The organism is Gordonibacter massiliensis (ex Traore et al. 2017) (assembly GCF_019731765.1).
Classification (GTDB): Bacteria; Actinomycetota; Coriobacteriia; order Coriobacteriales; family Eggerthellaceae; genus Gordonibacter; species Gordonibacter massiliensis.
In genome coordinates, this window is the sequence record NZ_JAASIO010000016.1 from 39,380 (window position 1) to 65,000 (window position 25,621).

At 66.1% G+C, this 25,621-nt stretch carries 17 protein-coding genes; 10 read left to right on the plus strand and 7 right to left on the minus strand.

Going from position 1 to position 25,621, the window contains the following annotated elements:
- The first annotated feature begins 22 nt into the window (after positions 1-22).
- The 7 genes from HCH03_RS14600 (at position 23) to HCH03_RS14630 (ending at position 8,863) form a co-directional block, all read left to right on the plus strand.
- Positions 23-1,576, plus strand: coding sequence for a helix-turn-helix transcriptional regulator (locus HCH03_RS14600; protein WP_221690079.1), 1,554 nt, complete (start codon positions 23-25; stop codon positions 1,574-1,576).
- Positions 1,577-1,762: 186 nt separating this feature from the next.
- Positions 1,763-3,442 (plus strand): FAD-dependent oxidoreductase, encoded by a 1,680-nt coding sequence (locus HCH03_RS14605; protein ID WP_221690080.1) that lies wholly within the window; start codon positions 1,763-1,765, stop codon positions 3,440-3,442.
- Between the two features lie 99 nt (positions 3,443-3,541).
- Positions 3,542-4,072: a hypothetical protein gene (locus HCH03_RS14610; protein ID WP_221690081.1), complete on the plus strand. Its 531-nt coding sequence runs from the start codon at positions 3,542-3,544 to the stop codon at positions 4,070-4,072.
- A 772-nt stretch (positions 4,073-4,844) separates the two neighbouring features.
- Complete coding sequence (locus HCH03_RS14615; RefSeq protein WP_221690082.1) at positions 4,845-6,137, plus strand: Bcr/CflA family efflux MFS transporter; 1,293 nt, start codon at positions 4,845-4,847, stop codon at positions 6,135-6,137.
- A gap of 203 nt (positions 6,138-6,340) precedes the next feature.
- A complete protein-coding gene (locus HCH03_RS14620) occupies positions 6,341-6,544 on the plus strand; it encodes a cold-shock protein (protein ID WP_015539962.1) in 204 nt (67 codons plus the stop codon).
- 196 nt (positions 6,545-6,740) lie between these two features.
- Entirely contained in the window at positions 6,741-8,072 is a 1,332-nt protein-coding gene (locus tag HCH03_RS14625) for a sensor histidine kinase (protein WP_221690083.1), read from the plus strand.
- On the plus strand, positions 8,069-8,863 hold the full coding sequence (locus HCH03_RS14630) for a response regulator (RefSeq protein WP_221690084.1): 795 nt from the start codon (positions 8,069-8,071) through the stop codon (positions 8,861-8,863). The genes HCH03_RS14625 and HCH03_RS14630 overlap by 4 nt, the downstream gene beginning before the upstream one ends.
- Here the strand turns inward: HCH03_RS14630 and queA are convergent.
- The 4 genes from queA to HCH03_RS14650 all read right to left on the minus strand — a co-directional run bounded on the left by queA (position 8,860) and on the right by HCH03_RS14650 (position 11,840).
- On the minus strand, positions 8,860-9,939 hold the full coding sequence (queA, locus tag HCH03_RS14635) for a tRNA preQ1(34) S-adenosylmethionine ribosyltransferase-isomerase QueA (protein WP_221690085.1): 1,080 nt from the start codon (positions 9,937-9,939) through the stop codon (positions 8,860-8,862). The genes HCH03_RS14630 and queA overlap by 4 nt on opposite strands.
- A gap of 84 nt (positions 9,940-10,023) precedes the next feature.
- On the minus strand, positions 10,024-10,437 hold the full coding sequence (locus tag HCH03_RS14640; RefSeq protein ID WP_185904927.1) for a type II toxin-antitoxin system VapC family toxin: 414 nt from the start codon (positions 10,435-10,437) through the stop codon (positions 10,024-10,026).
- A 9-nt stretch (positions 10,438-10,446) separates the two neighbouring features.
- Positions 10,447-10,680, minus strand: coding sequence for an antitoxin (locus HCH03_RS14645; RefSeq protein WP_080144821.1), 234 nt, complete (start codon positions 10,678-10,680; stop codon positions 10,447-10,449).
- Positions 10,681-11,069: 389 nt separating this feature from the next.
- The gene (locus HCH03_RS14650) at positions 11,070-11,840 is read right to left on the minus strand and encodes an epoxyqueuosine reductase QueH (protein ID WP_221690086.1); all 771 of its coding nucleotides are present in this window, start codon (positions 11,838-11,840) and stop codon (positions 11,070-11,072) included.
- A gap of 80 nt (positions 11,841-11,920) precedes the next feature.
- On the opposite strand from HCH03_RS14650, the gene HCH03_RS14655 reads away from it, so the two are divergent.
- From HCH03_RS14655 to secD, 3 genes are all read left to right on the plus strand, one after another.
- Positions 11,921-12,910, plus strand: coding sequence for an HAD family hydrolase (locus HCH03_RS14655; RefSeq protein ID WP_246600062.1), 990 nt, complete (start codon positions 11,921-11,923; stop codon positions 12,908-12,910).
- Position 12,911: 1 nt separating this feature from the next.
- On the plus strand, positions 12,912-14,057 hold the full coding sequence (tgt, locus tag HCH03_RS14660) for a tRNA guanosine(34) transglycosylase Tgt (RefSeq protein ID WP_221690087.1): 1,146 nt from the start codon (positions 12,912-12,914) through the stop codon (positions 14,055-14,057).
- 188 nt (positions 14,058-14,245) lie between these two features.
- Complete coding sequence (gene secD / locus HCH03_RS14665; RefSeq protein ID WP_221690088.1) at positions 14,246-16,954, plus strand: protein translocase subunit SecD; 2,709 nt, start codon at positions 14,246-14,248, stop codon at positions 16,952-16,954.
- 298 nt (positions 16,955-17,252) lie between these two features.
- On the opposite strand, the gene HCH03_RS14670 is transcribed toward secD, so the two are convergent.
- The 3 genes from HCH03_RS14670 to HCH03_RS14680 form a co-directional block, all read right to left on the minus strand.
- Positions 17,253-18,671, minus strand: a complete 1,419-nt coding sequence (locus HCH03_RS14670) for an InlB B-repeat-containing protein (RefSeq protein ID WP_221690089.1) — start codon at positions 18,669-18,671, stop codon at positions 17,253-17,255.
- Between the two features lie 303 nt (positions 18,672-18,974).
- The gene (locus tag HCH03_RS14675; RefSeq protein WP_221690090.1) at positions 18,975-21,800 is read right to left on the minus strand and encodes an InlB B-repeat-containing protein; all 2,826 of its coding nucleotides are present in this window, start codon (positions 21,798-21,800) and stop codon (positions 18,975-18,977) included.
- A gap of 334 nt (positions 21,801-22,134) precedes the next feature.
- On the minus strand, positions 22,135-25,434 hold the full coding sequence (locus tag HCH03_RS14680) for an InlB B-repeat-containing protein (RefSeq protein ID WP_221690091.1): 3,300 nt from the start codon (positions 25,432-25,434) through the stop codon (positions 22,135-22,137).
- Between the last annotated feature and the right edge of the window lie 187 nt (positions 25,435-25,621).

Genomic DNA, 25,621 nt, shown 5'->3' on the forward strand with positions numbered 1-25,621 from the left:
TGATTTCGGGGAGGGAATCCATTTGTCCGTCAGCAAGGCGAAAACGCTGCTGCAATCGCTGCGGTGGTACCACTTGGGCTTCGCGTTCGTGTGGGCCATCACGTTTGCCGGCCTGTCATCGGGAGACCGGGCATTCGCGGGCCAGCGCCTGTTCGGCCTGAGCGACCAGGCCTGCGCCCTTGCGGCCATCGCCGTCGCCGTGCTCTACGAACGTCGTCGTTCGCCGTTCCCCCCGCGGTTCGCCGTTGGCATGGGCGTTCTGCTGGCGGCCGGATCCTGCGTCTACTACCTGACGGTCGGCGGCGTGCTCGACGTTTCGACGGGCTCTCTCGCCGCCGGTGTCCTCGTCGGCTTGGCCTTGGGCTTCTCCTACGTGCTGTGGCAGCAGTTCTTCGCGTCGGAGGGCGCGTCGCGCACGGCCATCTACATCCCGCTGTCGGCGCTTCTGTCCGTCGCGCTCAGCCTGCTGGTGTCGCTGCTGCCCGATCCGGCGCGCGCGGCGTGCGCCGTCGTCGTCCTGCCCGTCGCCGCCGCCATCTCGCTGCGCCGGTGCCTGCGCGAGATCGTGCCCGCCGACCCCATGCCCCGCATGACGGCGAAGCTCGCCGGAGGAACGGTGCGGGCGCTGTGGAAGCCGGTGTTCTGCACGTGCGCCATCGGGTTCATCTGGAAGCTCGTCTCGCATCTGTTCGCCGTTCCGGGAGGCGCGTCGTCCGCGCCGGCGTTGGCGGGCATGGCCCTGGCGGTGGCCGTGGTGGTGCTCATAGAGCTGTTCTCGGAGACGGGCTTCGCGGTGCTGCGCGTCTACCAGATATTGTTCCCGCTCATCACCGGCGTTTTCCTGCTGCCGACGCTGCTGGGCTTGGAGTTCGCTCCGCTCGCGGCGGGCATGCTCCTGTTCGGCTTCGAGATCGTGAACCTGCTGCTCATCGTGACATGCGCCGTGTACGCAAGCGAGCGCTCCCTGCCCTCGACCCAGGTGTACGCCCTGTGCGTGGGCCCCACGCTCGCGGCCATGCTGGCCGGCGACGTCGTGGGCACGGGGCTGAGCCCGCTCGCGACGTACGACTTCGCCATGGCGGTGAACATCCTGTTCGTGTGCGTGTACGCGCTGTCGCTCGTGCTTTTCTTGGTGGCGTTCACCCGCAAAGGCGGACGGGGCCGCGAGCGCGCGGCGGAGGCGGCGCACGACGTGGCTGTGGTGGGCGCCCGGCACGACGCGCCGGGCGCCGCGCCGAACGAGCCGCCGCTCGGCGCGGAGTCGACGGTTCGGAGCGCGGACGCGGAGACTTGCGTCGAGTCCGCCCCCTCGGCACCGGGGGAGCCAGCCGGCCCCTCGCAGGGGGCCGCCGACATCGCGGCGCTGCTCGACCGGCGCATGGACGCGCTGGGGCTGGCCGAGCCCTTCAGCCCCCGCGAGCGCGAAGTGGTGGGCCTCGTGCTGCGCGGCAACAACGTGCCCGCCATCGCGCGCAAGCTCTACATCTCCGAGAACACGGCGCGCGACCACATGAAGAGCATCTACCGCAAGGCGGACATCCACTCCCGCCAAGAGCTCATCGACCTGTTCGACTGACGGCTTCCTCCGGCATCGCGGCGCACCCCGCAAAGCGGGTGATTCCTTTTCAGGATGTTCGCGTCACCAGGCTAAACGGCAAAACTACATGAATTGCGGGATACCGCGCGACCCTCGATGCGCGGTAAGCTGCGTGCAATGCGGGACCGAACCGCAAGCAAGCAACAGCGAACCAAGGAGGGAACCATGGGAGAATCGACAAGGGGAATCTCGCGCCGCAACCTGCTCAAGGGAGCCGCCATCAGCGCTGCCAGCGTGGCCGCGCTCGGCATGATCGGCTGCGGTCCGAAGGAGGCCGGCTCGGCCGACGCCAAGGCGGCCGGCACCGGCGACGCGGCCGGCAAGCACACGTGGGAGGTCAAGCCCGACCCCATCCCGGCCGACAAGATCAAGGAAACGGTGGACACCGAGGTGCTGGTCATCGGCGGCGGCTACTCGGGCACGTGCTGCGCGCTCAACGCGGCCGAGAACGGCGCGAAGGTCGTACTGGTGGAGAAGGACGCCATGCTCAACGGCCACGGCGTGGGCGGCACGGGCGCCATCGCCTCGCGCGAGCTGGACAAGCTGGGCATCAGCTTCGACAAGGCCGTGGAGATGGAGCGCTGGGTTTCCACGTGCGGCAACCGCTGCCGCGAGTCGCTCGTGGCCAAGTGGTTCCGCGAATCCGAGCGCTGCATGAACTGGTTCCTCGACCTGGCCGAGAAGAACGGCGCCAAGTGCATGGTCACGGTGGGCTCGCGCTCGGTGGTGCACCCCGAGATCGACTGCTACCACATGATATCCGGCGGCGAGATATTCGAGCAGCACACCATGGCCGACTTCGTGGAGTACCTGTTCGAGAGCGAGGCCAAGGCCAACGGCGCCGAGTTCGTGTACGAGATGCCGGCCGTGCAGCTCGTACAGGACGACTCCGGCAAGGTCACGGGCGCCATCTGCCAGAACAAGGACGGCGACTACGTGCAGTACAACGCCCCCAAGGGCGTGGTGCTGGCCACGGGCGACGTGAGCTACAACGACGAGTACCTTGACGAGTACGCCCCCATCGCGAAGAAGGTCATGACGCGTCTGTGCTCCGACCAGGGCAACGTGGGCGACGGCCACAACATGGCCGCATGGGCCGGCGGCGCGTTCCAGGACGGTCCGTGGCCCACGATGATGCACCCGCAGGCGGCCGCCACGTTCCACGGCCCCTTCATGTTCGTGAACCCGGACGGCAAGCGCTTCATGAACGAGGCCACGTGGGTGCAGGGCAAGTGCGTGGGCGTCATGGTGAACGGCGGCTCCGACCACGCGTGGTCAGTGTTCGACGCCAACTGGCAGACGGACCTGCTGGACAGCCTGCAGTACGGCGGCGGCATGTTCTGGGACAGCTTCCGCCCCTACGGCACCGACTACCAGGTGGCCGTGGACTCGCACACGAAGACCGTGGAAAGCGGCCTGGAGAAGGTTCCCGACTACTACAAGCGCGCCGACACGCTGGAGGAGCTGGCCGGCATGCTCGACGTGGACAAGGACGAGTTCCTCGCGTCGGTCGAGCGCTACAACAAGATGTGCGAGCAGGGCGAGGACACGGACTTCTACAAGGAGAGCCACTTCCTCTATCCCATCAAGCAGGGCCCCTTCACAGCCTGCATGGTGGCGCCGGGCCTGTTGGGCGTGTGCGGCGGCATTCACATCTCCGACAACTTCGAGGTGCTGGACGCCGAGGACAAGCCGGTCGAGGGCCTGTACGCCATCGGCAACTGCGCCGGCGACATCTACGCCTACGACTATCCCATCAACGTGCAGGGCAACAGCCACGGCCGCTGCCTCATCGAGGGCAAGTGCCTGGGCGAGCAGCTGGCGGGCGTGTACCAAGAGATCTAGGCTCTTGAGGCCCTAACCGTATCCCCCCCCCTTCCGCCCAAAGGGGCTCGCGGCAACCGTTCGCGGGCTCCTTTGGGCGCGGTGGCGAAAGAAGGACGCATGAACGACCGCACACCCGACACGCAGCAGGACGTCGACGCCGAGGAGGCGCTCTCCCTGCTGCAGGACCTCTACGACAAGCTTCCCGCCATGCAAAAGCGGGGGGAGGCGCTGGCCCGCGCGCGACAAGCGCAGACGATCGTGCGGCTCGAAGGCGAGCTTCGCACGGCGCGGGTCCTGCTCGACGAGGCGGAGGCGCGCGAGCGCGCGGCTCGCGAGGCGTTCGCGCAGGCGCAGCGCGGCGGCGACGACGCGCTCGTCGACGAGCGGCGCCGCGCCGCGTTGCACGCCGGGGCGCTCAAGGGCTTCCGCGTCGGTCCCGCGAAGAACGCCGAGGCGGCCCTGGCGCAGGCGCTCGAGGAGGGATCGTTCGCCGACGCGTCCGAAGCGCGCGCCGCCCTCATGGACGACGAGGCGCTGTCGACCTTGGAAGAAGAGGTGGAGGCGTACCGCCGCGCCTACGCGCAGGCGCTCGAGCGGTGCCAGCAGCTCGCGGGCGCCGACGACGTTGACGGTTTCGACGCCCGGTGACCACGCCAGCGGTCTTGACGCCCGGTGGCCGCACCGGCGGTCTTCGACGTCCGACGGTCGTCGTAACGCGCGTTTTGGGCGGCGACCCCGCAAGGGCCTGGAGCGAAAACTCTCGCCAATCGAATGATCGTGCGGGATCCGCCGTTCAACCAGAGTTGGCACGGACTCGTCCGGAACCGTGCGACGCCAGGTCGCCGTCGGTCGCTATCCAAAGATCGCCGCTCGTCGACGGAGGCTTGATGCGGTGGACTGCTCCCGAAACGCACGAAAATCACCGCTGTGAAGCGGATCGGCGGCCCTGGGGCGCCCTCGAAGGGTTCTCGCACGCCTCCGTCTCGCATGTCGCGAACGTTTCCCCAGCTCGCGAAACGCGCGCGTGCCCGTTGTTTGGAGGATAGGCTTCACAGCGGTGATTTTCGTGCGTTTCGGACGCTCGTTTCCGCACCAAACCGCCTTGGCGCGCGTTCGCGCCCCTCTCCGGCGGTCCGTCCATCGGCGCAGCCGGAAAAGGACCGTGCGGTTTTCGGCTTAACGGCCGAATGCGAGAAACGAGGATGGGATCAAAGAGCTGCGCGATGAGCGCGGCCTGCCCCAGCGCGCCTTCGCCGAGGCTTCAAGCTTGGATCGCAACTGCTCGGGCCGCTCGTTTTGTTAGATGATGGTGACTATATGGTGATCGGCGGATTGCGACGCCGTTCGATTTCATTGCGTTAGAGTAATCGCCTCGTAATCCCGTTTCGGGTCGCCTTCGGAACCTAGAAGGAATCTAGCAATGAAAAAGAATATGCAGCAATGGCTTGTCCGACCTCAAAGCAAGCTCGGACCGGTGGGGCTCGTCGTCCTTTTGGTCACTGCGAGCTTGGTGACGCCTCTCTCCCTCGACATGTACACTCCCGCCGTGCCCCACATGACGGAGCATTTCAGCGCCACCGCCGGTGCCGTGAACCTCACGCTCGTGGGCTACTTCTTGTTCTTCGCCGTGGGCCTGCTGGTGTTCGGTCCCCTGAGCGACCGCTACGGCCGCCGTCCCGTGCTGTTGGCCGGCGTGGTGGTGTACACGTCCGCCAGTGGGCTGTGCGCACTCGCTCTCAACATCGAGATGCTCATCGCGTTTCGCATCGTGCAGGCTTTGGGCGCGGGCGCCGCGAGCGCCGTTTCAACCGCCGTGGTGAAAGACGCCTTCAAAGCCGAGAAGCGCGAGGCTATCCTGTCCGTCGTGCAGGTTATGTTCGTGGTGGGCCCGGTGCTGTCCCCGGTGCTGGGCGCGCTCATCCTGCAGGTGTTCGACTGGCGCATGACGTTTTGCGCCCTGGGTGCCGTGGGTGTGTTCTGCTGCGCGCTCGCGGTTCTGTTCGACGAGACGCTCTCGCAAGAGGAGCGCTACCGCGGCACCGTGCTCGGCAGCGTCGGCCAGCTGGGCGCCGTGGCGCGCAACAAGGGCTTCTCCTCGTTCCTCGCCATCGTGGGGCTGTACAACCTGCCGTTCATGGCCTACATCGCCGTGGGTTCCTACGTGTACATATCGTTCTTCGGGTTGAGCGAGCTCGAGTACAGCGCGTTCTTCGCCGTGGCCGCGCTGCTGACCGCCGCCGGCCCCTTCATCTGGCTCAAGGCGTCCAAGTACATGAGCGCGCGCCGCTTCACCGGCATCCTTCTGGCCGTTGCGCTGCTTTCGGGCGTGGCCATGCTCGCGGTGGGCGAGCTTTCGCCCGTGCTGTTCTGCGTCACGTTCCTCGTGTTCGCCCTCACGGAAGCCTGCGTGCGCCCCTACAGCACGAACATCCTGCTGTCCCAGCAGGAAGGGGACACCGGCGCGGCGTCGTCGCTCATCAACTTCACCCATACCGCCATCGGCAGTGCGGGAATGCTGCTCGCGGTGCTGCCGTGGCCGAGCTACGTGTTCGGCATCGGCGCGCTCATCGTGGCGTCCATGGCGGCGGCGGGCGTCGGCTGGGCGGCCTTGCTGAAGTCGGGCGTGCCGCTCAAAGGCATCAAGGGCGGGTCGTCCGAGCGGCCGCGCGCGCAAGCTTCCGCGGGTTCCGAGCCCCAGCGCTCGGCCCGCTAGGCATCGCGCCGATCCGGTGCGTGGTTCGAATTCGCCCAACCTAACGAAACGGTAAAAAATCGGCTAAACCGCGAATCCCGACCCTTTTCGTCTTTGGATAGCGTATAGTGGTCTTGTGCTCTCGAGGTGAGGGCGAGTGCTGCCGCCATGCAGCATGCAGTGTTGCCTCCTTGAAGGGTCAAGGAGAGGAAAGAGGATTTAAAATGGCAGAAGGTACCGTGAAGTGGTTCAACCCCGAAAAAGGCTATGGTTTCATCTCTCAGAACGATGGCGAAGATCTCTTCGTCCACTTCTCTGAGATCAAGATGGACGGCTTCAAGACCCTCGACGAAGGCCAGGCAGTCCAGTTCGACGTGACGACTGGTCAGAATGGCAAGCTCCAGGCTAGCAACGTGACGAAGGCGTAAGCGCAATTCACAACGAACATGCCGAAATGGCCCCGCAGTGCGGGGCCATTTTTTTGTCAAGGGGACCGGAGAAGCGGTGCGTCTCGCTTTCGGTGTCGTTTCCGCTGCGTCGTCTCCCCTCCGATGCTCGACCGACGGCGCATTGGCCCCGTCTGCTATAATCGAGCGTTGGCGGAACCGGGGAAAGCGGGTGCGGATGGCGCTGGGCGCGATCAGCTACATCAACGTCGAGCTCGAGGCGTTCGGCGGCGTGTTGTCGCTTGTGCTAGCTGTGTGCCTGCTCGTGATACGCCGGCGAGGCGGCCGGTTGCACCTGCTGTTGTTGGCGGCGTTTCTGTGCGGTGCCGGCTCGCAGCTCTTCGACGCCGCAGCCTGGCTCGTCGAGGGCGATTCCGACCCTTTCGCGGGAGCGGTCATGCGGGCGGCGGTGCTCGCCACGTTCCTGCTCGATTACGCGCAGCTCGCCGTGCTCGCCCAGTACGTCGCCTCGTATCTGGCGGAGCGCGATCGGCGCGTGCCGCCGTTTTTGGCGTGGGTCGGCTGGGGGGCCGCAGCCGTCATGGCGGCTCTGGTGGCGTTCAACGCGTTCGTTCCCGTCTTCTACTCGTTTGACGCGAACAACGTCTACCTCGAGACCGATCTGTGGGCCGTGCTTTCCGAGGGCGTCATGGTGGCGTTCTTGACGGTGGGCGTGATCTGCGTCGTGCGCAGCCGCAAGAGCTTGGAGCCCTATGCGCTCGGCGTGCTGGTCACCAGCTTGGGTGTCATCCTGGTCGCCTATGCGGCGCAGCTGTTCGCTGGCGGCATCATGCTAACGTACTTGGCGGTCACGCTCGCCACGGTGCTGTTGTACCTGGGCGTGCAGATGGAGCAGGCGCACGCGTTCCAGGAGCAGCGGCTGGCGCTCGAGCGAAGCCGCACCGACCTTATGATCAGCCAGATCCAGCCCCACTTCCTGTACAATGTGCTCACCGTCATCCACGACCTCGTGGATGTGGACGCGCGCGAGGCGCAGAGGGCCATTCGCGAGTTCTCCGCGTACCTGCGGGCGAACATGGACGCGCTCTCGCAGGCCGAGCCCGTTCCCTTCGCGCAGGAGCTCGAGCACGTGCGCACGTACGTGGCGTTGGAACAGCGCCGCTTCGGCGACCGTCTGCGTTGGGACGAGGACGTGCGCACGACGGCGTTCTCGATGCCGGCGCTCACGGTGCAGCCGCTTGTGGAGAACGCGGTGCGCCACGGCGTGACAAAGCGTAGGGAAGGCGGCACGGTGCGCCTCTCGACGTGCGAGGTGCCCGGCGGCTTCGCGGTGAGCGTGGCCGACGACGGGGTGGGTTTCGACGCGAGCGCGCCGTGCGAAGGCGACGGACGATCGCACGTGGGCCTGACGAGCGTGCGCGACCGCCTGGACCGCATGTGCGGAGGCGCGCTTGAGGTGCGAAGCGCGCCCGGCGAGGGCGCGACGGTGACGGTGTTCGTGCCGAGGGAAGGGCCAAAGACGCTGGAAAGCGAAGGGGGCGGGCTATGAGGATACTCGCGGTCGACGACGAGCGGCCCGCGCTGCACGCCCTCGAGAAGGCCGTTCGCGAAGCGGCTCCGTCGGCGGAAGTGGTGTGCTGCCTCGATCCCGACGAGGCGCTCGAAGCCGCGCGGGCGGAGCCCTTCGACGCGGCGTTCCTCGATGTGGAAACCGGTTCGATCGGCGGCATCGAGCTCGCGCGTCGCCTGAAGGACGTGGACGCGCGCACGGGCATCGTGTTCGCCACCGCCTACTCGCAGTACGCGGTGGAGGCGTTCTCCTTGCACGCGTCGGGTTACGTGTTGAAGCCCGTGTCGTCGGAAGATGTGGCCTGCGAACTGGAGAACCTGCGCGCCGCGCTGCAGCTGCCCGCCTGCTCGCGCGTGGCCGTCAAGACGTTCGGCAACTTCGAGGTGCTCTGCGACGGGCGCCCGGTGACGTTCTCGCGCAGCAAGGCCAAAGAGCTCATGGCCTACCTCGTGCACAAGCGCGGCAGCAGCTGCGCCGTGCGCGAGCTGGCGTCGGTGCTGTTCGAGGACCGTCCCTACACGCTGTCCGTGCAGCGCCAGATGCAGACGATCATCGCCGCCATGATGAAGGCCCTGCGGGCCGTGGGCGCCGAGCACGTGGTGGTGAAGAACTACAACAGCCTGTCCGTGGACGTGGACGCCATCGATTGCGACTACTACCGCTTCCTCGCGGGCGACGCCTCGGCGGTGAACGCCTACACGGGCGAGTACCTGGCGAACTACAGCTGGGCCGAGTTCGTGGTGGGCTATCTTGATCGGAAGGCGCGCTAGACGATGAGCATGGCGTCGCCGAACGAGAGCAGGCGGTAGCGCTCGTCGATGGCGTGTCGGTAGGCGGCCATGATGCGCTCGCGCGACGAGAATGCGCTCACCAGCATCATGAGCGTGGAGCGCGGCACGTGGAAGTTCGTGACGAGCGCGTCCACCACGTGGAACTCCGATCCCGGCAGCAGGTAGAGCGACGTGGCCTCGCGCTCGCGCGGCGTGACGGCTCCGGCCTCGGCGTCCCAGGCGCTCTCCAGGCTGCGCACGCTCGTGGTGCCCACGGCCACCACGCGGCCGCCGCGCTTGCGTGTCTCCGCTATCGCGGCCGCCGTGCGCTCGGGCACCGTGTAGAGCTCGGTGTGGATGGCGTGCTGCTCGGGGTCGTCCTCGTCCACGATGCGGAACGTGTCCAGGCCCACTTCCAGCTCGACGGTTTCCCAGCGCACGCCCTGCGCGCGCAGGCGCTCGATGAGCTGGGGCGTGAAGTGCAGGCCGGCCGTGGGCGCGGCCGCCGAGCTCTCGCGGCGGGAGTACACCGTCTGGTACAGCTCCTCGTCGCCGGCGTAGCCTTTGATGTAGGGCGGAAGCGGCGTGTGGCCCACGGCGTGCAGCGCCTCGTCGAGCGAGGGCAGGGGCGTGGTGAGGCGCGCCAGGCGCTCGCCTTTCTGGGCATCTTCCAGCCAGTCCACGATCTCGGCCGACAGCGCCACGTTGCCCACGGCGTCCGTGAAGTCCACCACGGCGCCGGTATTGGGCTTGAGGCGCTTGCCGGGGCGCACGAGCACTTCCCACAGCGCGCTGCGGTTCTCGGTGGGCGTGCCGTGCTGGCGCAGCAGGAACACTTCGGCCGCACCGCCCGTGCCGCGCTTCGCGCCCAGCAGGCGCGCGGGCATGACGCGCGTCTCGTTCGCCACCAGCAGATCGCCCGGGCGCAGGTAGTCGGCGATGTCGCGGAAGATGCGGTCCTCCAGCGCGCCGGTTGTGCGGTCCATGACCAAGAGGCGGCACCCGTCGCGCTCGGCGGCGGGCTCCTGGGCGATGAGCTCGGGGGGAAGGTCGTAGTCGAAGTCGGAGGTTTTCATGCGTGCGTGTCCTTTGTGCGGTTCGTATCGCGGGTTGTCGAGCCACCTATTATAGGCGTTGGGGCGGGCGAGTGACACTGGTTCCTATTCGTGCCATTCCATCTCGTACCAGCATTCCAGCGAAAGCCCCGGCACGCGCTTGAACTCGTCCACGTTGTTCGTGACGAGCACTGCGTTGTTGGCCACCGCGGTGGCGGCGATGATGAGGTCGTTCGGCCCGATCTTCTTTCCTGCCATTTCAAGCTCTCCGCGTATGCGCGCGTAGACGTGCGCGCATTTCGAATCGAACGGCACCACTTCGAACGGCAGCGTGAATTCATCGACGAGCCAACGGGTTTTTTCCGGCCGCTTGCTTTTTTCGATGCCGAGCCTCAATTCGCCTTCCACGATAGCGGGGATTTTGAAGAGCTTCGGACTGCTGTTGCGCATCATGTCGTAAGCGTAGGGGAGTTCTCCGCGCATGAAATCGATGCAGATATTGGAGTCGAGAAGATACACGGCCTTCACCTACAGCCATTTCCGAGGCGCGTCGAGTTCCCAGGGAATCTCCGGCGGTTCGACGAAGGTGTCGTCGTCGCAGGCCCCGTACAAGTTGAAAAACCCCTGCGGCCACAGGTTGCTCTCCGCATGGTCGCGCAGCACGCCCGCCACGAACTTCGAGAGCGTTTTGTCCTCACGCGCGGCGTTGGCGCGCAGGCTCTCCATCGTAGGATCGTCCAAGTACAAAGAAAGCTGCGGCATGGCTCCTCCCTCGTTCGTTTAATAACATACTTGCAAGTATACTTGTAATGCAAGAGTAATGCAAGCTTCTCAGCCTAAGCTGCCGATGGCGAACGCGTGGTAAAACGTTACGGTCCGTCGTTCCAAACGGCATGCCTCAGCCTTATCGAAATCGGCTTGAGCGTTCAACGAGGCGGTGACCCCGCTGCGGTGCATTTTTGACAGATTCCCCCCATGCTCCCGAATCTCTTGGCGCATGTGGCCTGCTCCCAAAACGTGCGACCTGGGAAAATAGCCGACTCGGATGGATGACGTACTCCCGTTGGGGCGCTTTGGCCTCGAGTTTGTGGGGGCGTCGGTGATTTTTGTGCCAAAAGCCGGGGCGGGGCGCCTGATTGGGGCGGTTCGCCCTATTGCTCGCGCTGCTGGTCTCGCAGGGCCTTGAGCGCTGCACGCTTGCGGGCCTGCTTCTCGGCGTAGGCTGCCCGCTCGGCTTTCTTTGCGGTGCGGGCGGCTTCCTCGGCGGCACGCTCTTCGGCGTGCGCGGCAGCCTCGGCCTCCCGCTCGGCGGCGCGCTGGCGCTTGCGCTCGGCGCGCTCGGCGGCGGCTTCGGCTTCGGAGAAGCGGCAGCCGCAGAAGTTCTGGCGGTACATACCCGCCTCGCGGCTTCTGCGCGTGGCCTCGTCGTAGAAGGGGCGGTAATCCTCGAACAGGGCGTTCACGCCCGCTTGCGCGGCGGCGCGCTCCAGCTCTTCGCGGATGACGTCGGTGAACTGGTAGGGGCTCACCGACAGCGTGGTGCCCACGGCGTCGAAGCCCTGTTCGGCAGCAAGGCGCGCAGCCTCCTCGAAGCGCAGGCGGTAGCAGGCGCGGCAGCGGGGCTCGCGCAAGGACGTTTCCATCGCGCAGCGCAGCACGTCGCCGCCCGCAGCGGCGAGCGCGGCCTTGCCCACGCGTCCGGCCGCGGCCTCCCAGGCTTCGGGCTCCCAGGCGCCTTCGATCACGGGAATGCGCTCGCCCGCGGCCCAGGCGCACAGCGTGTCCCGGCGGCGGACGTACTCGGCCGCCGGTGAGATGTTCGAGTTCAAATAAGCTATCGTCAGATCGTGGCCCGCCGCGCGCAGGATGCGCGTCGGCTCGAGCGAGCACGGTCCGCAACAGGCGTGAAGTAACAATTTCATCGGGTTCGCACGCTCCTTCGTCGCGTCGTTTATACTACCACGTTGAGAGACGGGCATCTTCGACCGAAGGAAACAACGCAATGGACGAACGCAACGAGGCATCCTCCGCCCCTGCCGACGCGGAGGATATGCTGGACACGTGGAACGCATGGGCGGCTTCGAACGCTCCCATGTCGGCTGACGAAGGCGGCGCCCGCGCCTACCGCGCCGTGTTCTTCGATTTGGACGGCACGCTGCTGCCCATGGAGATAGAGGAGTTCCTAGGCACGTACTTCAAGGCTATCGGGCGCTACGTGGCGGAGCAGGGGCTCGATGCGCAGGCGTTCTCGGCCGGCTTCAAGGCGGGCATCGGGGCCATGGCGTCCCATGACGACGGCCGCACGAACGCCGAGGCGTACTGGGAGGCGTTCTTCCAGCACGTCGAAGGCGGCGAGGAGGCGTGGACGCCGCTGCTGAACGAGTTCTACGAGCACGATTTCGGCGCCATCGGCAAGGGGGTGGAGGCGAACCCCGCCTGCGCACGCGCCATCGGGACGCTGGCTGCGAAGGGCTATCCGCTCGTGCTGGCCACCATGCCCATGTTCCCGCATCGCGCGGTGGAGTGGCGTTTGAGCTGGGCCGGCGTCGATCCGGCGCGGTTCTCTCGCCTGACCTCGTTCGAGAACTCCACCTCGGTGAAGCCGAAGCTGGCCTACTACGCCGAGAACCTGGCCGCCTGCGGTCTGCGCGGCGCCGACGTGCTCATGGTGGGCAACAACACCGTGGAGGACCTGGCGGCCTGCGGCCTGGGCGTCGACGCGTTCCTCGTCACGGACCACCTGCTGGATCCGACGGAGGGCTTCGACCTGGCGTCCGTGAAGCACGGATCCATGGAAGAGTTCGCCGCTTGGGTGGAAACACTGCCTCCTTGCGCAAGCCCAGCGACCGGCATCGAGGCGGGCACCGTGTCCGCCGAGGCGCGCGAGGCGGTTCTGGCGGCCGACGCCGCCGACGGCCTCGACGCGGACGAGGCCTCCCGCATCGCCGCGCGTGCCGCGCTGGGCGATGACGCCGGCGAAGCGAGGGGCTGACGTGGCCCTGTTCGACTGCGTCTGCGACGCGCGCAGCGGGCATGCCCGCGCGCTCACCTACGAGACGGCGCACGGCTCCTTCCACACGCCCATGTTCATGCCGGTGGGCACGAGCGCCACGGTGAAGGGCGTCACCACGGGCCAGCTGCGCGATCTGAACAGCCAGGTGGTGCTGGCGAACACGTACCACCTGTCGCTGCGCCCCGGTGCCGACGTGGTGGCCGAGGCGGGAGGGGTGCACCGCTTCATGAACTACGACGGCCCCATGCTCACCGACTCGGGCGGCTTCCAGGTGTTCAGCCTGGCCGACACGCTCAAGCTGGACGACGAGGGCCTCACGTTCCGCTCCATCTACGACGGCACGAAGGTGCGCTGGACGCCCGAGAGCAACATGGCCATCCAGGAGCAGCTGGGCGCCGACATCGCCATGCAGCTGGACCAGTGCACGCCGTACCCGGCCGAGCGCGCCTTCGTGGCGCGCGCCGTGGGCCTGTCGGCCAACTGGGCGCGCCGCTGCCTGGCCGCGCACAAGCGCCCCGACCAGACGCTCTTCGGCATCGTGCAGGGCGGCATGGAGCTGGACCTGCGCCTGGAGAGCGTGCGTCGGCTGCGCGAGGTGGAGGAAGAGAGCCTGGCCGCGGGCGGGCGGCGCTTCGGCGGCTTCGGCATCGGCGGCTACTCGGTGGGCGAGGAGCACGACGTGATGTTCGAGACGCTGGGCCAGGTGGCCCGCGCGCTGCCGGAGGACCGTCCGCGCTACCTCATGGGCGTGGGCAACCCCACCACGCTCGTGCGCGCGGTGCGCGAGGGCGTGGACATGTTCGACTGCGTGCTGCCCACCCGCACGGCCCGCATGGGCACGGCGTTCAGCTCCACCGGTCGCATGAACATGCGCAACGCGAAGTTCACGCGCGACTTCGGCCCGCTCGACCCCGCGTGCACGTGCCCGACGTGCCAGAACCACAGCCGCGCCTACATCCGCCACCTGGTGAAGCAAAACGAGATGCTGGGCGGCATCCTGCTGTCCATCCACAACCTGCACTACCTCATCGACCTCATGCGCCGCGCGCGCGAGGCCGTGCTGGCCGGCGCCTACGAGGAGTTCTACCGGGAATGGATGGCGAGCCCGGCGGCGCAGGACTACTAGGCGTCCCGCAAGGACGGCCCGTCCGATGGATGCCGGTAGGTAGATGCGACTTGAAATGTTCGCAGTCAAGTATAATTTGATGACAAGTGGTGTTCGCTGGTCGGGATTTGTGGCACAATAGGACAGTTGACGTGTCGCGGGGCATGCTGCGCACGCGCAAGACACTGAATCGAACGAGGAGAACCTCCATGGCGACAGCCCAGAAACCGAAGAAGAAGCCCGGCCGCACAACCGACCGGCGCAACGTCTGGCTCCTTATTGTCACGACCCTGCTCGTGGTGGGATCGATATTCATGTTCGCGCCTCCGCAGGAGAAGATCAACCAGGGCCTGGACATCCAAGGCGGCTTGTCGGTGGTTCTCACGGCGAAGGGTGCCGACGGGGCCGCCGTGTCCGCCGACGACATGGAGAAGAGCCGCGCCATCATCGAGAGCCGCGTGAACGCGCTGGGCGCCTCGGAGGCCGTGGTGCAGGTGCAGGGCAACGACCAGATCCTCGTGCAGATACCCGGCCTCACCAACACCGAGGACGCGCTCAACACCATCGGCAAGACCGGCAAGCTCGAGTTCGCGCGCCTCGACTCGTTCACCGACAGCGACGTGAAGACGAAGATCGAGAACGGCCAGTTCGGCAACGAGGCCACCGTCACCGACGAGCTGGGCAACTCGCTGCCTTCGGGCAAGACCGAGCACCTGAAGGTTGAGAGCGGCACGTACACCCCGCTCGTCACCGGCAGCAACATCACGAACGTGTCCGTAGGCCAGGCCAAGCAGACATCGACCGACTACGCGGTGAACGTGAAGCTGGACGGCGAAGGCACCGCCGCGTTCGCCGAGGCCACGAAAGAGCTCGCGCCCACGAGGGGCAAGATCGTCATCATCCTGGACGGCGAGGTGCAGTCGGCGCCCGCCGTGAACGACGAGATTCTAAACGGCGACGTGTCCATCACAGGCAACTACTCGCTCGACGACGCCAAGTCGCTGCAGACCGTGCTGGAAAGCGGTTCGCTGCCCGTGAGCTTCGAGTACGCGCAGAGCCAGGTGGTGGGCCCGACGCTCGGCCAGGACGCGCTGGCGTCCGGCGTGCTGGTGGCGCTCATCGGCTTGGCCGTGGTCATGCTGTACCTGCTGTTCTTCTACCGAGGCTTGGGGCTTATCACGGCGGCGGCCATGGCCATCTTCGCCGTGCTGTATCTGGGCATCCTGGCCACGCTCTCCGCTTTCGGCCTATTCAGCCTGTCGCTTGCGGGCATCGCGGGCGTCGTGCTCACCATCGGCATGGCGGCCGACTCGTCCATCCTCACCATGGAGCGCTTCCGCGAGGAGATTCGCATGGGCCGCAGCGTGCGCGCCGCGTCCATCACGGGCGTGCGCCACGCCATCGTCACCTCGGTGGACGCCGACCTCGTGACCTTGGTTTCGGCATTGTCGCTGTTCTTCCTGGCCAGCGCCTCGGTCAAGGGCTTCGGCCTGACGCTCGCGCTGGGCATTGTGTGCGACATCGTCATGATGCTGCTGTTCAAGGCTCCGCTCATCCGCCTGCTTGCGCCGAAGGTCATCGCGAAGCACCCCGGTTTCTGGGGTGTGAAGGACGCCGAGGCCGCCGCCAAGGACTACGAGGCGCTGGCCCTGGCCGAGGGCACGAGCACGGCCGCGGCCGAGGCCGGCGAGGCCATGGACGCCGCCGCGAGCGAGCGTTTGGCCGAGAAGCGTTCCGGTGCGGCCGGCGAAGAGGCCGCGCAAGCCGCGCGCAAGCCGCGCGGGCGCTTCATCAAGCACGATATCAACTTCCTGGGGTACCGCCGCATCTTCCTCGCCGTGGCGGCGGTGCTGGTGTGCGCGTCGTTCGCCGTCGTGGGCTTCAAGGGCCTTAACTTCGGCATTGAGTTCGTGGGCGGCACGTCCATCTCCTTCCACGGCACGGGCGACGTGACCACCGAGCAGCTGCGCACCGCCTTCGACCAGGCCGGCGAGCCCGACGCCGTCATCCAGACGACGAACGCCGACGGCCAGGAGGGCTTCCTCGTGCGCACCACCACCACGAGCGCCGAGGACGCCACGGCGCGCGCGAACCAGGTGGCCGACGGTTTGGGCCTGTCCACGGACAGCTTCGAGGTCACCACCATCGGGCCCGACTGGGGCGCGAGCGTCATCCAGTCGTCGCTTATCGCGTTCCTTGTGTCTATCGTGCTCATCATCATCTACATCGCCATCCGGTTCGACTACAAGATGGGCATCACGGCCATCGTGGCGCTGCTGCACGACCTGATTCTGGTCATGGGCATCTACGCGTTGGTGGGCCGCGAAGTGAACCCGAACACCATAGCCGCGCTGCTCACCATATTGGGTTACTCGCTCTACGACACGGTGGTGGTGTTCCACCGCATCAACGACAACATGCAGGGCGACGACATCAAGTGCACGTTCATGACGATGGCGAACCACTCCATCAACCAGGTGCTCGTGCGCACCATCAACACCACGCTCACCTCGCTCATTCCGGTGCTGGCCATGCTGTTCTTCGGCGGCGAGACGCTGAAGGACTTCGCGTTCGCCATGGCCATCGGCCTTGTCTGCGGCTCGTACTCGTCGGTGGCGGTGGCCACGCCGCTGTACGCCATGTGGAAGACGCGCGAGCCGCGCTACGCGAAGCTGCAGAAGAAGTACGGCACGCAGGTGGGCCGCTTCGAGTTCGCGAACCCGAACGCCATGGCGGTGGCTGCGGCGAAGGCGGGCGCTCCGAAGGCGGGCGGCACGCAGGTCGATGCGACGACTCCGTCACCGGCTGCGATGGCCGGTCATGCAACTGCCGACGACAAGCCGCACGGCGCGAGCGCCTCGAAGGCGACCTCTAAACCGCCCAAGGCGAAGCGCAAGAAGCGTCCCGACAAGAAGTAACGCGCAGAAGGCGAAAACGACTGCGCGGAAAACGAGGAAGGCTCCGGAGATCCGGAGCCTTCCTCGTTGTAGGGGCGTTGCCAAGGTGCTCCAACGAGCCGCGTCGGCATTGCTGTCAGGTTTTTCGACGGGGCCGCGCCGAACGCGCTGCTCCAAGTATGTTGTAGGGCAAGGGTTCTGCCCTTGCCGCTCGGCAAGCAACGTTTCACCAGGTTAACGGCAAGGGCAGAGCCCTTGCCCTACAAGGTGGTGGCGAGAAGCGTGCGTTTGGCGATTCGGCACAGCTCCCGCAAGCCGGTTAGTTAAGCTTCCTTCGGACAACCAGGGCGCCGAAGGCGCCGAGGGCGGCCAGGGCTCCCAGAACGACGAACGGGGCAGTGTCGCCGGTCTTGGGCAGGCCGGCCTTGGACACCTGCACGAGCGGCGGTTGCTCGTCCGCAGGGTCGGTCGGATTCACGGGGTTCACGGGGTCGACGGGGTCGACCGGCCGGGCTCTCACCGTGAAGTCCTGCGAGAGCGTTTCCGTCGCGCCGGTGCGCTGCCATCCCGTGCCGGCGACGTAGCGTTCTTGGGCGTACGTCGCCGTGACGGTGTAGCTGCCGGGCTCGCTCATCGTCGCGTTGGAGCGGTAGGGCGAAGCGGCGGGGAAGCTGCCGTTCGCGGTCGAGCCGATGGTCCAGGACACGGGCACGTAGCGCGTTTCGCCGTCCACGGTGCCCGGTTCGTCTTGACGATGGCCCGTGGCCAGGAACGCCACGTCGTCGCCCGCGAGCAGGTCGTCGTTGTCTAAGGCGAGCGCGTTTTGGTGCGCGTCGGCTTGCGGGGCCCAGCGGGCCGTAAGGAGCGCTCCTCCGTCGGGCATGGCGAACGTGTCGCCCGCGCGGTGAACGGAGCCGTCGTTCTCGAGCGTCCAGCCGGCGAACGCGTAGCCGGTCTTGGTGGGCTCGTCGGATGCCACCGTCACCGGATCGCCCGCGGCGTAGTTGTTGGCGTCGGTGGGCACGGTGCCGCCGTCGGCCCCGTTGCCGTCGTATGTCACCGTGTACCGTGCCGCCCACAGAGCGCGCAGCGACGTGCCGCCGAACGGCATGGCGAACGCTTCGCCGGCTTGGTAGACGGCGCCGGTGGCCGTGTCCTCCCACCCTACGAACTGGTAGCCGGGGCGCGTCCAGTCGGCCCCGACACCGCCTCCGGGGCCCACCGACGCGATGTCGCTCAGGTGAAGGGTTTGGCCTTCGCGGAGCTCGCCGCCGAAGGCGGAGGTCGTGTCGCCGGAGTCGTAGTTGCGGTAGTAGAACAGCTGGTAGAGCTTGTCGAGCGTTGTTGCCCAGGCGGTGTCGGACATGTCGCTGCGGTTGCCGCTGCCGTCCACGGCTACGACGCGGTAATAGTAGGTCGTGTTCGGAACGAGGCCGACGTCCACGAAATCCGTCGACGTCGAGATGCCGATGAGCTCGTAAGGGCCCGGCTCGCTCGTGCTGCGGTACACCTCGTAGGTTTGGGCGCCGGCAACGGAACTCCAGGTCGTCACGATCGTGTCGGACGATTGCGCCTGCGCGTTCAGGTTCAGGGGCTTCTCGATGCTCGCGTCCGCTTCTGGAGACGGTTCTGCGTACGCTGCGGGGGCGAGCGTCGAGAACGCCAGCAGCAGCGTAAGGACGATCGCCAGCGCGGCGCGCGCCGGAGAGGGGGCGGGCAAGGTGCGGATGTTGTGCATAGGGGTCTCCTTCGTTCTTCGGGGAACGGTTAGCAATGCGGTGCGCATTCATTATCCGAAGCGCGAACCGCCTGGCCGCGAGTCGTTTCCGGCACGTCACGGCGCTTTCCGTATTGTTGTTTCGCCGTTACCGGCACGTGAGGGGAGCGGCGGGCCGCGCGTTCGCGCGCCGAGACGGGCATTGCGGCGTGAGGGCATTGCCCTGGCAGCTTCGGAAAGGGAGGGGCTCCGGCGAATGAACCGGAGCCCCTGTTCTCATGGGTGCGAGCGCGCCGCTGTCACCGTCGATTAACGGGGGGGGGGCTACTCGCGCATCTTCCTGCGTAGGGAGCGCACGCCCAGCGCGCCGGCCGCTGCCGCGACGCCCAGGAGGACGAACGGCACGGCCTCGTCGCCGGTCTTGGGCAGGAAGCCTATCTTCGACAGGGACGCGGGCGCCCCTTTGGATGCGCCAGCGCTCGATCCGCCGGCAGGGTTTTCACCCGAGCCGCCGCCCGTTTGCGGAGTCCACTGAGCCACCAGGCGCGCGCCGCCTTCCGGCATGGCGAACGTGTCGCCGGAGCGGTAGACCTTGCCGTCGTGATCGGCCTTCCAGCCGGTGAACACGTGCCCGGCCTTCGTGGGCTCGCCCGCCGCTACGGTCACGGCGTCGCCCTTGACGTAGGCGAGCGCATCCGCGGGCACGGTGCCGCCGTCGTGGCCGTTGCCGTCGTAGGTCACGGCGTACTCGGACGCCCAGACCGCGTACAGCGTCAGGGGCCCGTCCGGCATGTCGAAGGCGTCCATGGTGCCTTGGGTTGCGGAGCGGTCGGTGCTCCAACCCATGAACCGGTAGCCCTCGCGGGTCCAGTCGTCGTGCACGGTGCCCACCGAAGCGATGTCGCTCGGCTGCACGGCGTCGCCTGCGGCGAAGTCGCCTCCGGGCGCGAACCACGCGTCTTCGGGCGTGTGGTTGCGCAGGTACGTAAGCGGATGGGCCTCGGCCTTCACGGTGAAGGGAACCGATATCATCTCAAGGTCGCCCATGGGATGCCATGCGTCCATGCCGGCGTCGTACACCCGCATGGCGAAGGCCGCCGTCAGAACGTAGCTGCCCGGGGTGTCCATCACCATGCTGTCCGTGAAGGGGTGCTGGTTGGTGAAGGGCATGTGGTTCGAGAGAAGCGGCGTGATGGTCCACGACACGGGATCGTAGCGCGTTTCGCCGTTCACGTCGCCGGTGGCCTCTTGCCGGTCGCCTGTGGCCGTGAACCGAACCGCTTCGCCCACGGTCAGATCGTCGTCGTCGATCACGAGCGTGTTGTTGCCTTTGTCAGCCTGCTTCGCCCATAGGGCGGTGAGGGTGATGCCCCCTTCGGGCATGGCGAAGCGGTCGCCGGGCTGGTACACATGGCCGTCTGCGGAGCTCTGCCATCCGGCGAAGGCGTATCCGGACCCGGTTCTCGTGGGAGCCTCGGCGGGGATGTTCACCGGATCGCCCGCGAGGTACGCGCCGTTGTCGACGGGCACCGTGCCGGCATCGGCTCCGTTGCCGTCGTAGGTCACCGTGTACTCGGGAGCCCAGATGGCGTACAGCGACACGGGCCCGTTCGGCATGAGGTAGTTGCCCATGACGCCCCCGTTGCCGGCGCGGTCGGTGTTCCAGCCTACGAAGCGGTAGCCCGTGCGGGTGAAATCAGGGCTCAGCTCGGACACGTCGCTCAGGGGAACCAGCGTGCCGGCGGGGTATTCGCCTCCCGGCGCGACGGTCGTGTCGTCAGGCGCGTGGTTGCGATAGTAGGACAGCGCGAAGGTGCGCTCCTTGACGGTAAGGTTCTCCGAGAGCGTCACGTTGCGGCCCATGCGCTGCCAGCCGGTGCCCGCGACGTACTGCTCCAAGGCGAAAACGGCCTTTACGGTGTAGTCGCCGGGTTGGTCGATGGCCACGCTTACCTTATACGGCGACGAACTGGTGAAGTCGCCGTAGAGATTCGTGGTGATGGTCCACAACACGGGAGTGTAGCGCATCTCGCCGCTCACGGTGCCCGGTTCGTCCTGCCGGTCGCCCGTGGCTGTGAACGAGAACGGCTCGCCCTGGTACGGCTCATGGTTGTCCAGCACGAGCGTGTTCTTGCCGGGGTCCGGCATCGCGCCCCAGAGGGCGACCAGGCTCACGCCGCCTCTCACCATGGGAACCTGCTCGCCGGGTTGATACACGACGCCCCTTTCCCGGTCCAGCCAGCCGCCGAAGGCGTAGCCGTCGGCGCGGGTCCAGTCGTCGCCCGGAATGCCCACTGACGTGATGTCGCTTGCGGGCACGAAGGCATGCTCTTCGAAGCTGCCGCCGGGCGAGAAGAACGCGTCCTCAGGCGTGTAGTTGCGCAGGTAGGTGAGCTCGTAGGCGTACGCTTTGACGGTGAAATCGACTGAGACCGTTGCGGTGCTGTCCATTGGTATCCAGCCTATGCTCGGAATAAATCGCTGCAAGGTGTACGTGGCCGTGAGGGTGTAGTCGCCGGGTTGGTCGATGATCACGCTGTCTTTGTAGGGGGACGCGCTGGGGAAGAAGCCGGAAAGGTCCGACCTGATGGTCCACGATGTGGGGATGTAGCGCGTGTCCCCGTTCACGGTGCCCGTGGCATCCTGACGGTCACCTGTAGCTGTGAACCCGAATCCTTCGTGCACATACGGCTCGTAGTTATCCATCACGAGCATGTTCAAATTCGGGTCGGCTTGCTGCGGGGGGAGCGCGTGCGTTGTGGCGCTGACGGGGCTGGACCGAGGGCCCGAGCTGCCGCTGACAACGGCCGTGACAACGTAGTAGTAGGTTGTGTCCGGCTGCAGCGCCGAGTCGACATAGTTCGTTCCCGTCGTCTGACCCGACTGTGTGTAAGGGCCGTTCTGCGACATGCTGCGGTACACGTTGTAGCTGTCAGCGTCAGCGACGGGGCTCCAAGTCAGCATGATATCGCCGGGCGTGATGGCGGAAGCCGCGACGTTCGTGGGAGGGCCGGGAGGATCGGCATCCTGCGCGGACGAATCCGCGAATGCGGCCAAGGGGAGCAGGGACAGTCCCAGCAGAAGCGCGAGCAGAATTGCGAGCGCTCGGCGTGCCGGGGGCGATGCGGATAGGGTGCGGATGGGGTGCATGGGAATCTCCTTCATCCTTCGGGTACGGGTAGTAATGCGACTTTCGCCACCCCATTATCCAGATCGCGTAGCGGATGTAGGCGAGCCGTTGCCGCTATGTCACGATCATTGCCGTACCGTTTCCCTGCTGTTGCCGTCGCGTTGAAAAAGAGGCGGTTTCGACCGGGACGTCGGTTCTGGGCAAGCAGGCGCGGAGGCGGTCGAAGCCGAATTCGTCTGGCCGAGGAGAACGTAAAAGGTCATCCGTGCAACAGAAAAGGGCCCCGGCGAACCGGAGCCCTTTCAATGTCGCGGGTTGCCGCGCCGTATCGGGCGCGGTTGCCGCAGGCGAGCTTTACTCGGCTTTCCTACGCAGGGATCGCACGCCCAGCGCGCCGGCCGCCGCCGCGACGCCCAGGAGGACGAACGGCACGGCCTCGTCGCCGGTCTTGGGCAGGAAGCCCGCCTTGGACAAGGCGGCCGGGGTTCCCGGCTTGGCGAGCTGGCCGTTCGGTCCCGGAGCCGCCTGCGGGGTCCACTGGGCCACCAGGCGCGCGCCGCCCTCGGGCATGGCGAACGTGTCGCCGGCGCGGTAGACCTTGCCGTCATGGTCGGCCTTCCAGCCGGCGAACACGTGCCCGGCCTTCGTGGGCTCGCCCGCCGCCACGGTCACGGCGTCGTCCTTCGCGTAGGCGAGCGCGTCGACGGGCACGGTGCCGCCGTCGTGGCCGTTGCCGTCGTAGACCACGGCGTAGGCGCCCGGAGCCCTCACGGTGAAGGGAGCCGAGAGCGACACGCATTGGCCCGTGGGGTCCCAGGTGCCGCAGCAGATGTTGTAGAACTCCTCGACGAACACCGCCGTCAGGGTGTAGGTGCCGGGGGCGTTCGTCACGTAGCTGCCCGTGAAAGGATGCTGGTTGGCGAACGGCAGGAAGGGGAGGACCGATTCGATGGTCCACGACACGGGGATGAAGCGCGTCTCCCCGCCGGCGGAGCCCTGAACGTCTTGGCGATGGCCCGTGGCCGTGAACGTCATCATCTCGCCCGAGATCAGGTCGTCGTCATCTATCACGAGCGTGTTCTGACCCTGGTCGGCGTGCTCGGCCCACAGGGCTTTGAGGTTCGCTCCGTCTTCCGTCATGTAAAACGAGGTGCCCGGCTGATGCACGCGACCGGTGCAGGTGTTCAGCCAGCCGCCGAACGTGTACCCGGTTTTCGTGGGCGTGTCGAGGGAAACGTCCACCAAATCGCCCACCACGTACTTGTTGTCATCGACGGGCACCGTGCCGCCGTCGGCGCCGTCGCCGTCGTAGGTCACCGGATACAGAAGGCCCCAGACGGCGTACAGGTCAAGCGGCTTGTCGGGCATGGGGTACCAGGTCGTGATGCCCCAGGCGTTCGTGGGATCTTCGCTCCACCCGAGGAACCGGTAGTCGCTGCGCGTGTTCCAGTCCTCGCTGCCGCCCACCGACGTGATATCGCTCAGGGGGACGAGGACGTTCGACGCGAAGTCCCCGCCGTTCGCGGTAACGGGATCATCGGGAGCGAAGTTGCGATGGTAGGTGAGCGGGTTCGTCTGCTCCAGCACGATGAAGGGCTCCGAGAGGGTCGCGGTCTCGCCAGTCGAAACCCAATTGCCGAGCGAAACGTTGTATATCTGCTTGTCGAACGTCACCGTCACCGATTGGACACCGAGGTTCAGCGCTATGACGCTGCCCGTGAAGGGGTACCGGTCGGTGAAGGGAATGTCGGAAAACGGGTCGACGGTCCAGGTGACGGGGACGTAGCGCGTGTCGCCGTCGGAAACGCCCGCGGCGTCTTGACGGTCGCCCGTGGCGGTGAACGAAACCGGTTCGCCCAAATATAGAACGTCGTTGTCCAGTACGAGCGTGTTCTTGTCTGCATCGGCTTCGCTCGCGCCGGATTGCCCGGACCATTGGGCTAGGAGCAAAACGTCGTTTTCCGGCATGGCGAACATGTCGCCCGGCTGATAGGTGAGGTTGTCGGTGAGGCTGAGCCAGCCGGTGAACGTGTGTCCGGGCCACACGGGGATGTTCGGCGACACGGCCACGAGGTCTCCCGCGAAATGGCTTTGGCTGTCCACGGGCACGGAGTCGGGGTTGGCGCCGTTGCCGAGGTAGAGCACTTGATGCGGGATCTCCCAGACGGCGGTGAGCTCGAGGGGCCGGTCGGGCATGAGGACCTCGGTGCCGGCGGACATCACCTGGCCGAACTCGTCTTGCCAGCCTACGAACTTGAGGTCGGGGCGGGACCAGTCGGCTCCGTTCGTGCCCACCGACGTGATGTCGCTCAAGGTCACGTGGTCGCTCGCGGCGAAGTCTCCGCCGTACTCGAAGAGGCCGCCGCCGCCAATAGGATAATCGCAGCGGTAGAGAACGGGGTTGGTCTGCTGCGCTTCGCGCACGACGAAGTCGGTCGTGAGCGTCGCGTTCCCGCCTGCGGCCTTCCAGCTGTCGGATGTGCTGTCATAGGCCTGCTTGACGAAGAACGCCTTCAGCGTGTACGTGCCGGGATCTTGGATAACAACGCTTTCCGTGAAGGGGAACGTGTGCGAGAACGATACGTCGCGGTGGAGCGGCTCGATGGTCCACGACATGGGGAGATAGCGCGTTTCTCCGTTGGTGCCGCCCACGGCATCCTGTCGGTCGCCCGTGGCCGTGAACGACACCGCCTCGCCCGGGCGCAGGTAGTTCTTGTCCAGTTCCAACGCGTTCTTCCCTGCGTCGGCGTTGTCGGCCCAGAGGGCGAAGAGCACAACGTCGCTTTCAGGCATGACGAACGTGTCGCCCGGTTGAGCCAGGTGGCCGGTTGCGGAGTTCAGCCAGCTGCTGAACGTGAGCTCGGGTTTGGGTGATGCGGGAACGAGAGACGACACGGTCACGGGGTCTCCCGGGAAGTATTTTTGGTTGTCCACGGGCACGGTACCGTCGACGGCTCCGTTGCCCAAGTAGGTCACCTTGTTCGGGGCCTCCCAGACGGCTTGGAGCTCCGCCGCTTCGTCGGGCATGGAGAACCTGGTTCCAGCCTGGTATACCAGGCCATCGGCCGCGTTCCTCCAGCCCAGGAACCTCAGGTCGGATCGAGACCAATCCTCGCCGCCTACCGACGAGATGTCGGGAAGGGTCACAGAGTCGTCTTGAAAAAAGCTTCCTCCAAGCACGGGGATCATTTCGAGACCGTCGGGATAAACGCAGTAGTAGGTAAGCTCGTGCGCTACCTTGTCCGAAAGAGTTTTCGCGCCGATGAAATCGGACCAATAGCTGCGAACTCCATCTTTGCAGCAGTCGATAGCGTAGTAGTAGGTGGTGTTCGCTTCGAGCAATTGATCGATGTAGAAGGTGGTATCGGAGCCCACCTCGTCGATCATGTCGTAGTCGTCGCTAACGGGGTTGTATCGGTATATCCCGATAGATTGGGCATCGGTCACAGGATCCCAGGTTAGTAGGATGGTGCTCGATGACAATGCCTGCGCTTGAAAGTGATCCGGTGGCGGATCAAGGGGCGCGCGCGATGCGGCTCCTTGATCGGCGAACGCGCTCAGGGGCAGCATCGAGAGCGCGAGCAACAGCGCGAGCAGGGCCGCCAGCGCGCGGCGCGCAGGGGGAGAGGGGGATAGGGCGCGGATTGTGTGCATGGGAATCTCCTTCTTTGCGAGGATCGATAGGGCGTACAAAGTGGATTTGCTATCGATTCCGTTTCGTAAGTATTTATTAATTGTTTTTGTTGTGTCACGCAGATTGCCCGTTCGTTACCCCGGCGTTGTCGTATCGTTTAAAACGCACGGTCGGCCAAAAACGAGGAACGAAAACCGAGAGCGCGTG

Excerpts from the sequence above, each read along its gene's own strand:
- HCH03_RS14605 (WP_221690080.1), top strand. The coding sequence starts at position 1,763 with ATGGGAGAATCGACAAGGGGAATCTCGCGCCGCAACCTGCTCAAGGGA.
- HCH03_RS14610 (WP_221690081.1), top strand. The coding sequence starts at position 3,542 with ATGAACGACCGCACACCCGACACGCAGCAGGACGTCGACGCCGAGGAG.
- HCH03_RS14615 (WP_221690082.1), top strand. The coding sequence starts at position 4,845 with ATGAAAAAGAATATGCAGCAATGGCTTGTCCGACCTCAAAGCAAGCTC.
- HCH03_RS14620 (WP_015539962.1), top strand. The coding sequence starts at position 6,341 with ATGGCAGAAGGTACCGTGAAGTGGTTCAACCCCGAAAAAGGCTATGGT.
- HCH03_RS14625 (WP_221690083.1), top strand. The coding sequence starts at position 6,741 with ATGGCGCTGGGCGCGATCAGCTACATCAACGTCGAGCTCGAGGCGTTC.
- HCH03_RS14630 (WP_221690084.1), top strand. The coding sequence starts at position 8,069 with ATGAGGATACTCGCGGTCGACGACGAGCGGCCCGCGCTGCACGCCCTC.
- queA (WP_221690085.1), bottom strand. The coding sequence starts at position 9,939 with ATGAAAACCTCCGACTTCGACTACGACCTTCCCCCCGAGCTCATCGCC.
- HCH03_RS14645 (WP_080144821.1), bottom strand. The coding sequence starts at position 10,680 with ATGCCGCAGCTTTCTTTGTACTTGGACGATCCTACGATGGAGAGCCTG.
- HCH03_RS14650 (WP_221690086.1), bottom strand. The coding sequence starts at position 11,840 with ATGAAATTGTTACTTCACGCCTGTTGCGGACCGTGCTCGCTCGAGCCG.
- HCH03_RS14655 (WP_246600062.1), top strand. The coding sequence starts at position 11,921 with ATGGACGAACGCAACGAGGCATCCTCCGCCCCTGCCGACGCGGAGGAT.
- secD (WP_221690088.1), top strand. The coding sequence starts at position 14,246 with ATGGCGACAGCCCAGAAACCGAAGAAGAAGCCCGGCCGCACAACCGAC.
- HCH03_RS14670 (WP_221690089.1), bottom strand. The coding sequence starts at position 18,671 with ATGCACAACATCCGCACCTTGCCCGCCCCCTCTCCGGCGCGCGCCGCG.
- HCH03_RS14675 (WP_221690090.1), bottom strand. The coding sequence starts at position 21,800 with ATGCACCCCATCCGCACCCTATCCGCATCGCCCCCGGCACGCCGAGCG.
- HCH03_RS14680 (WP_221690091.1), bottom strand. The coding sequence starts at position 25,434 with ATGCACACAATCCGCGCCCTATCCCCCTCTCCCCCTGCGCGCCGCGCG.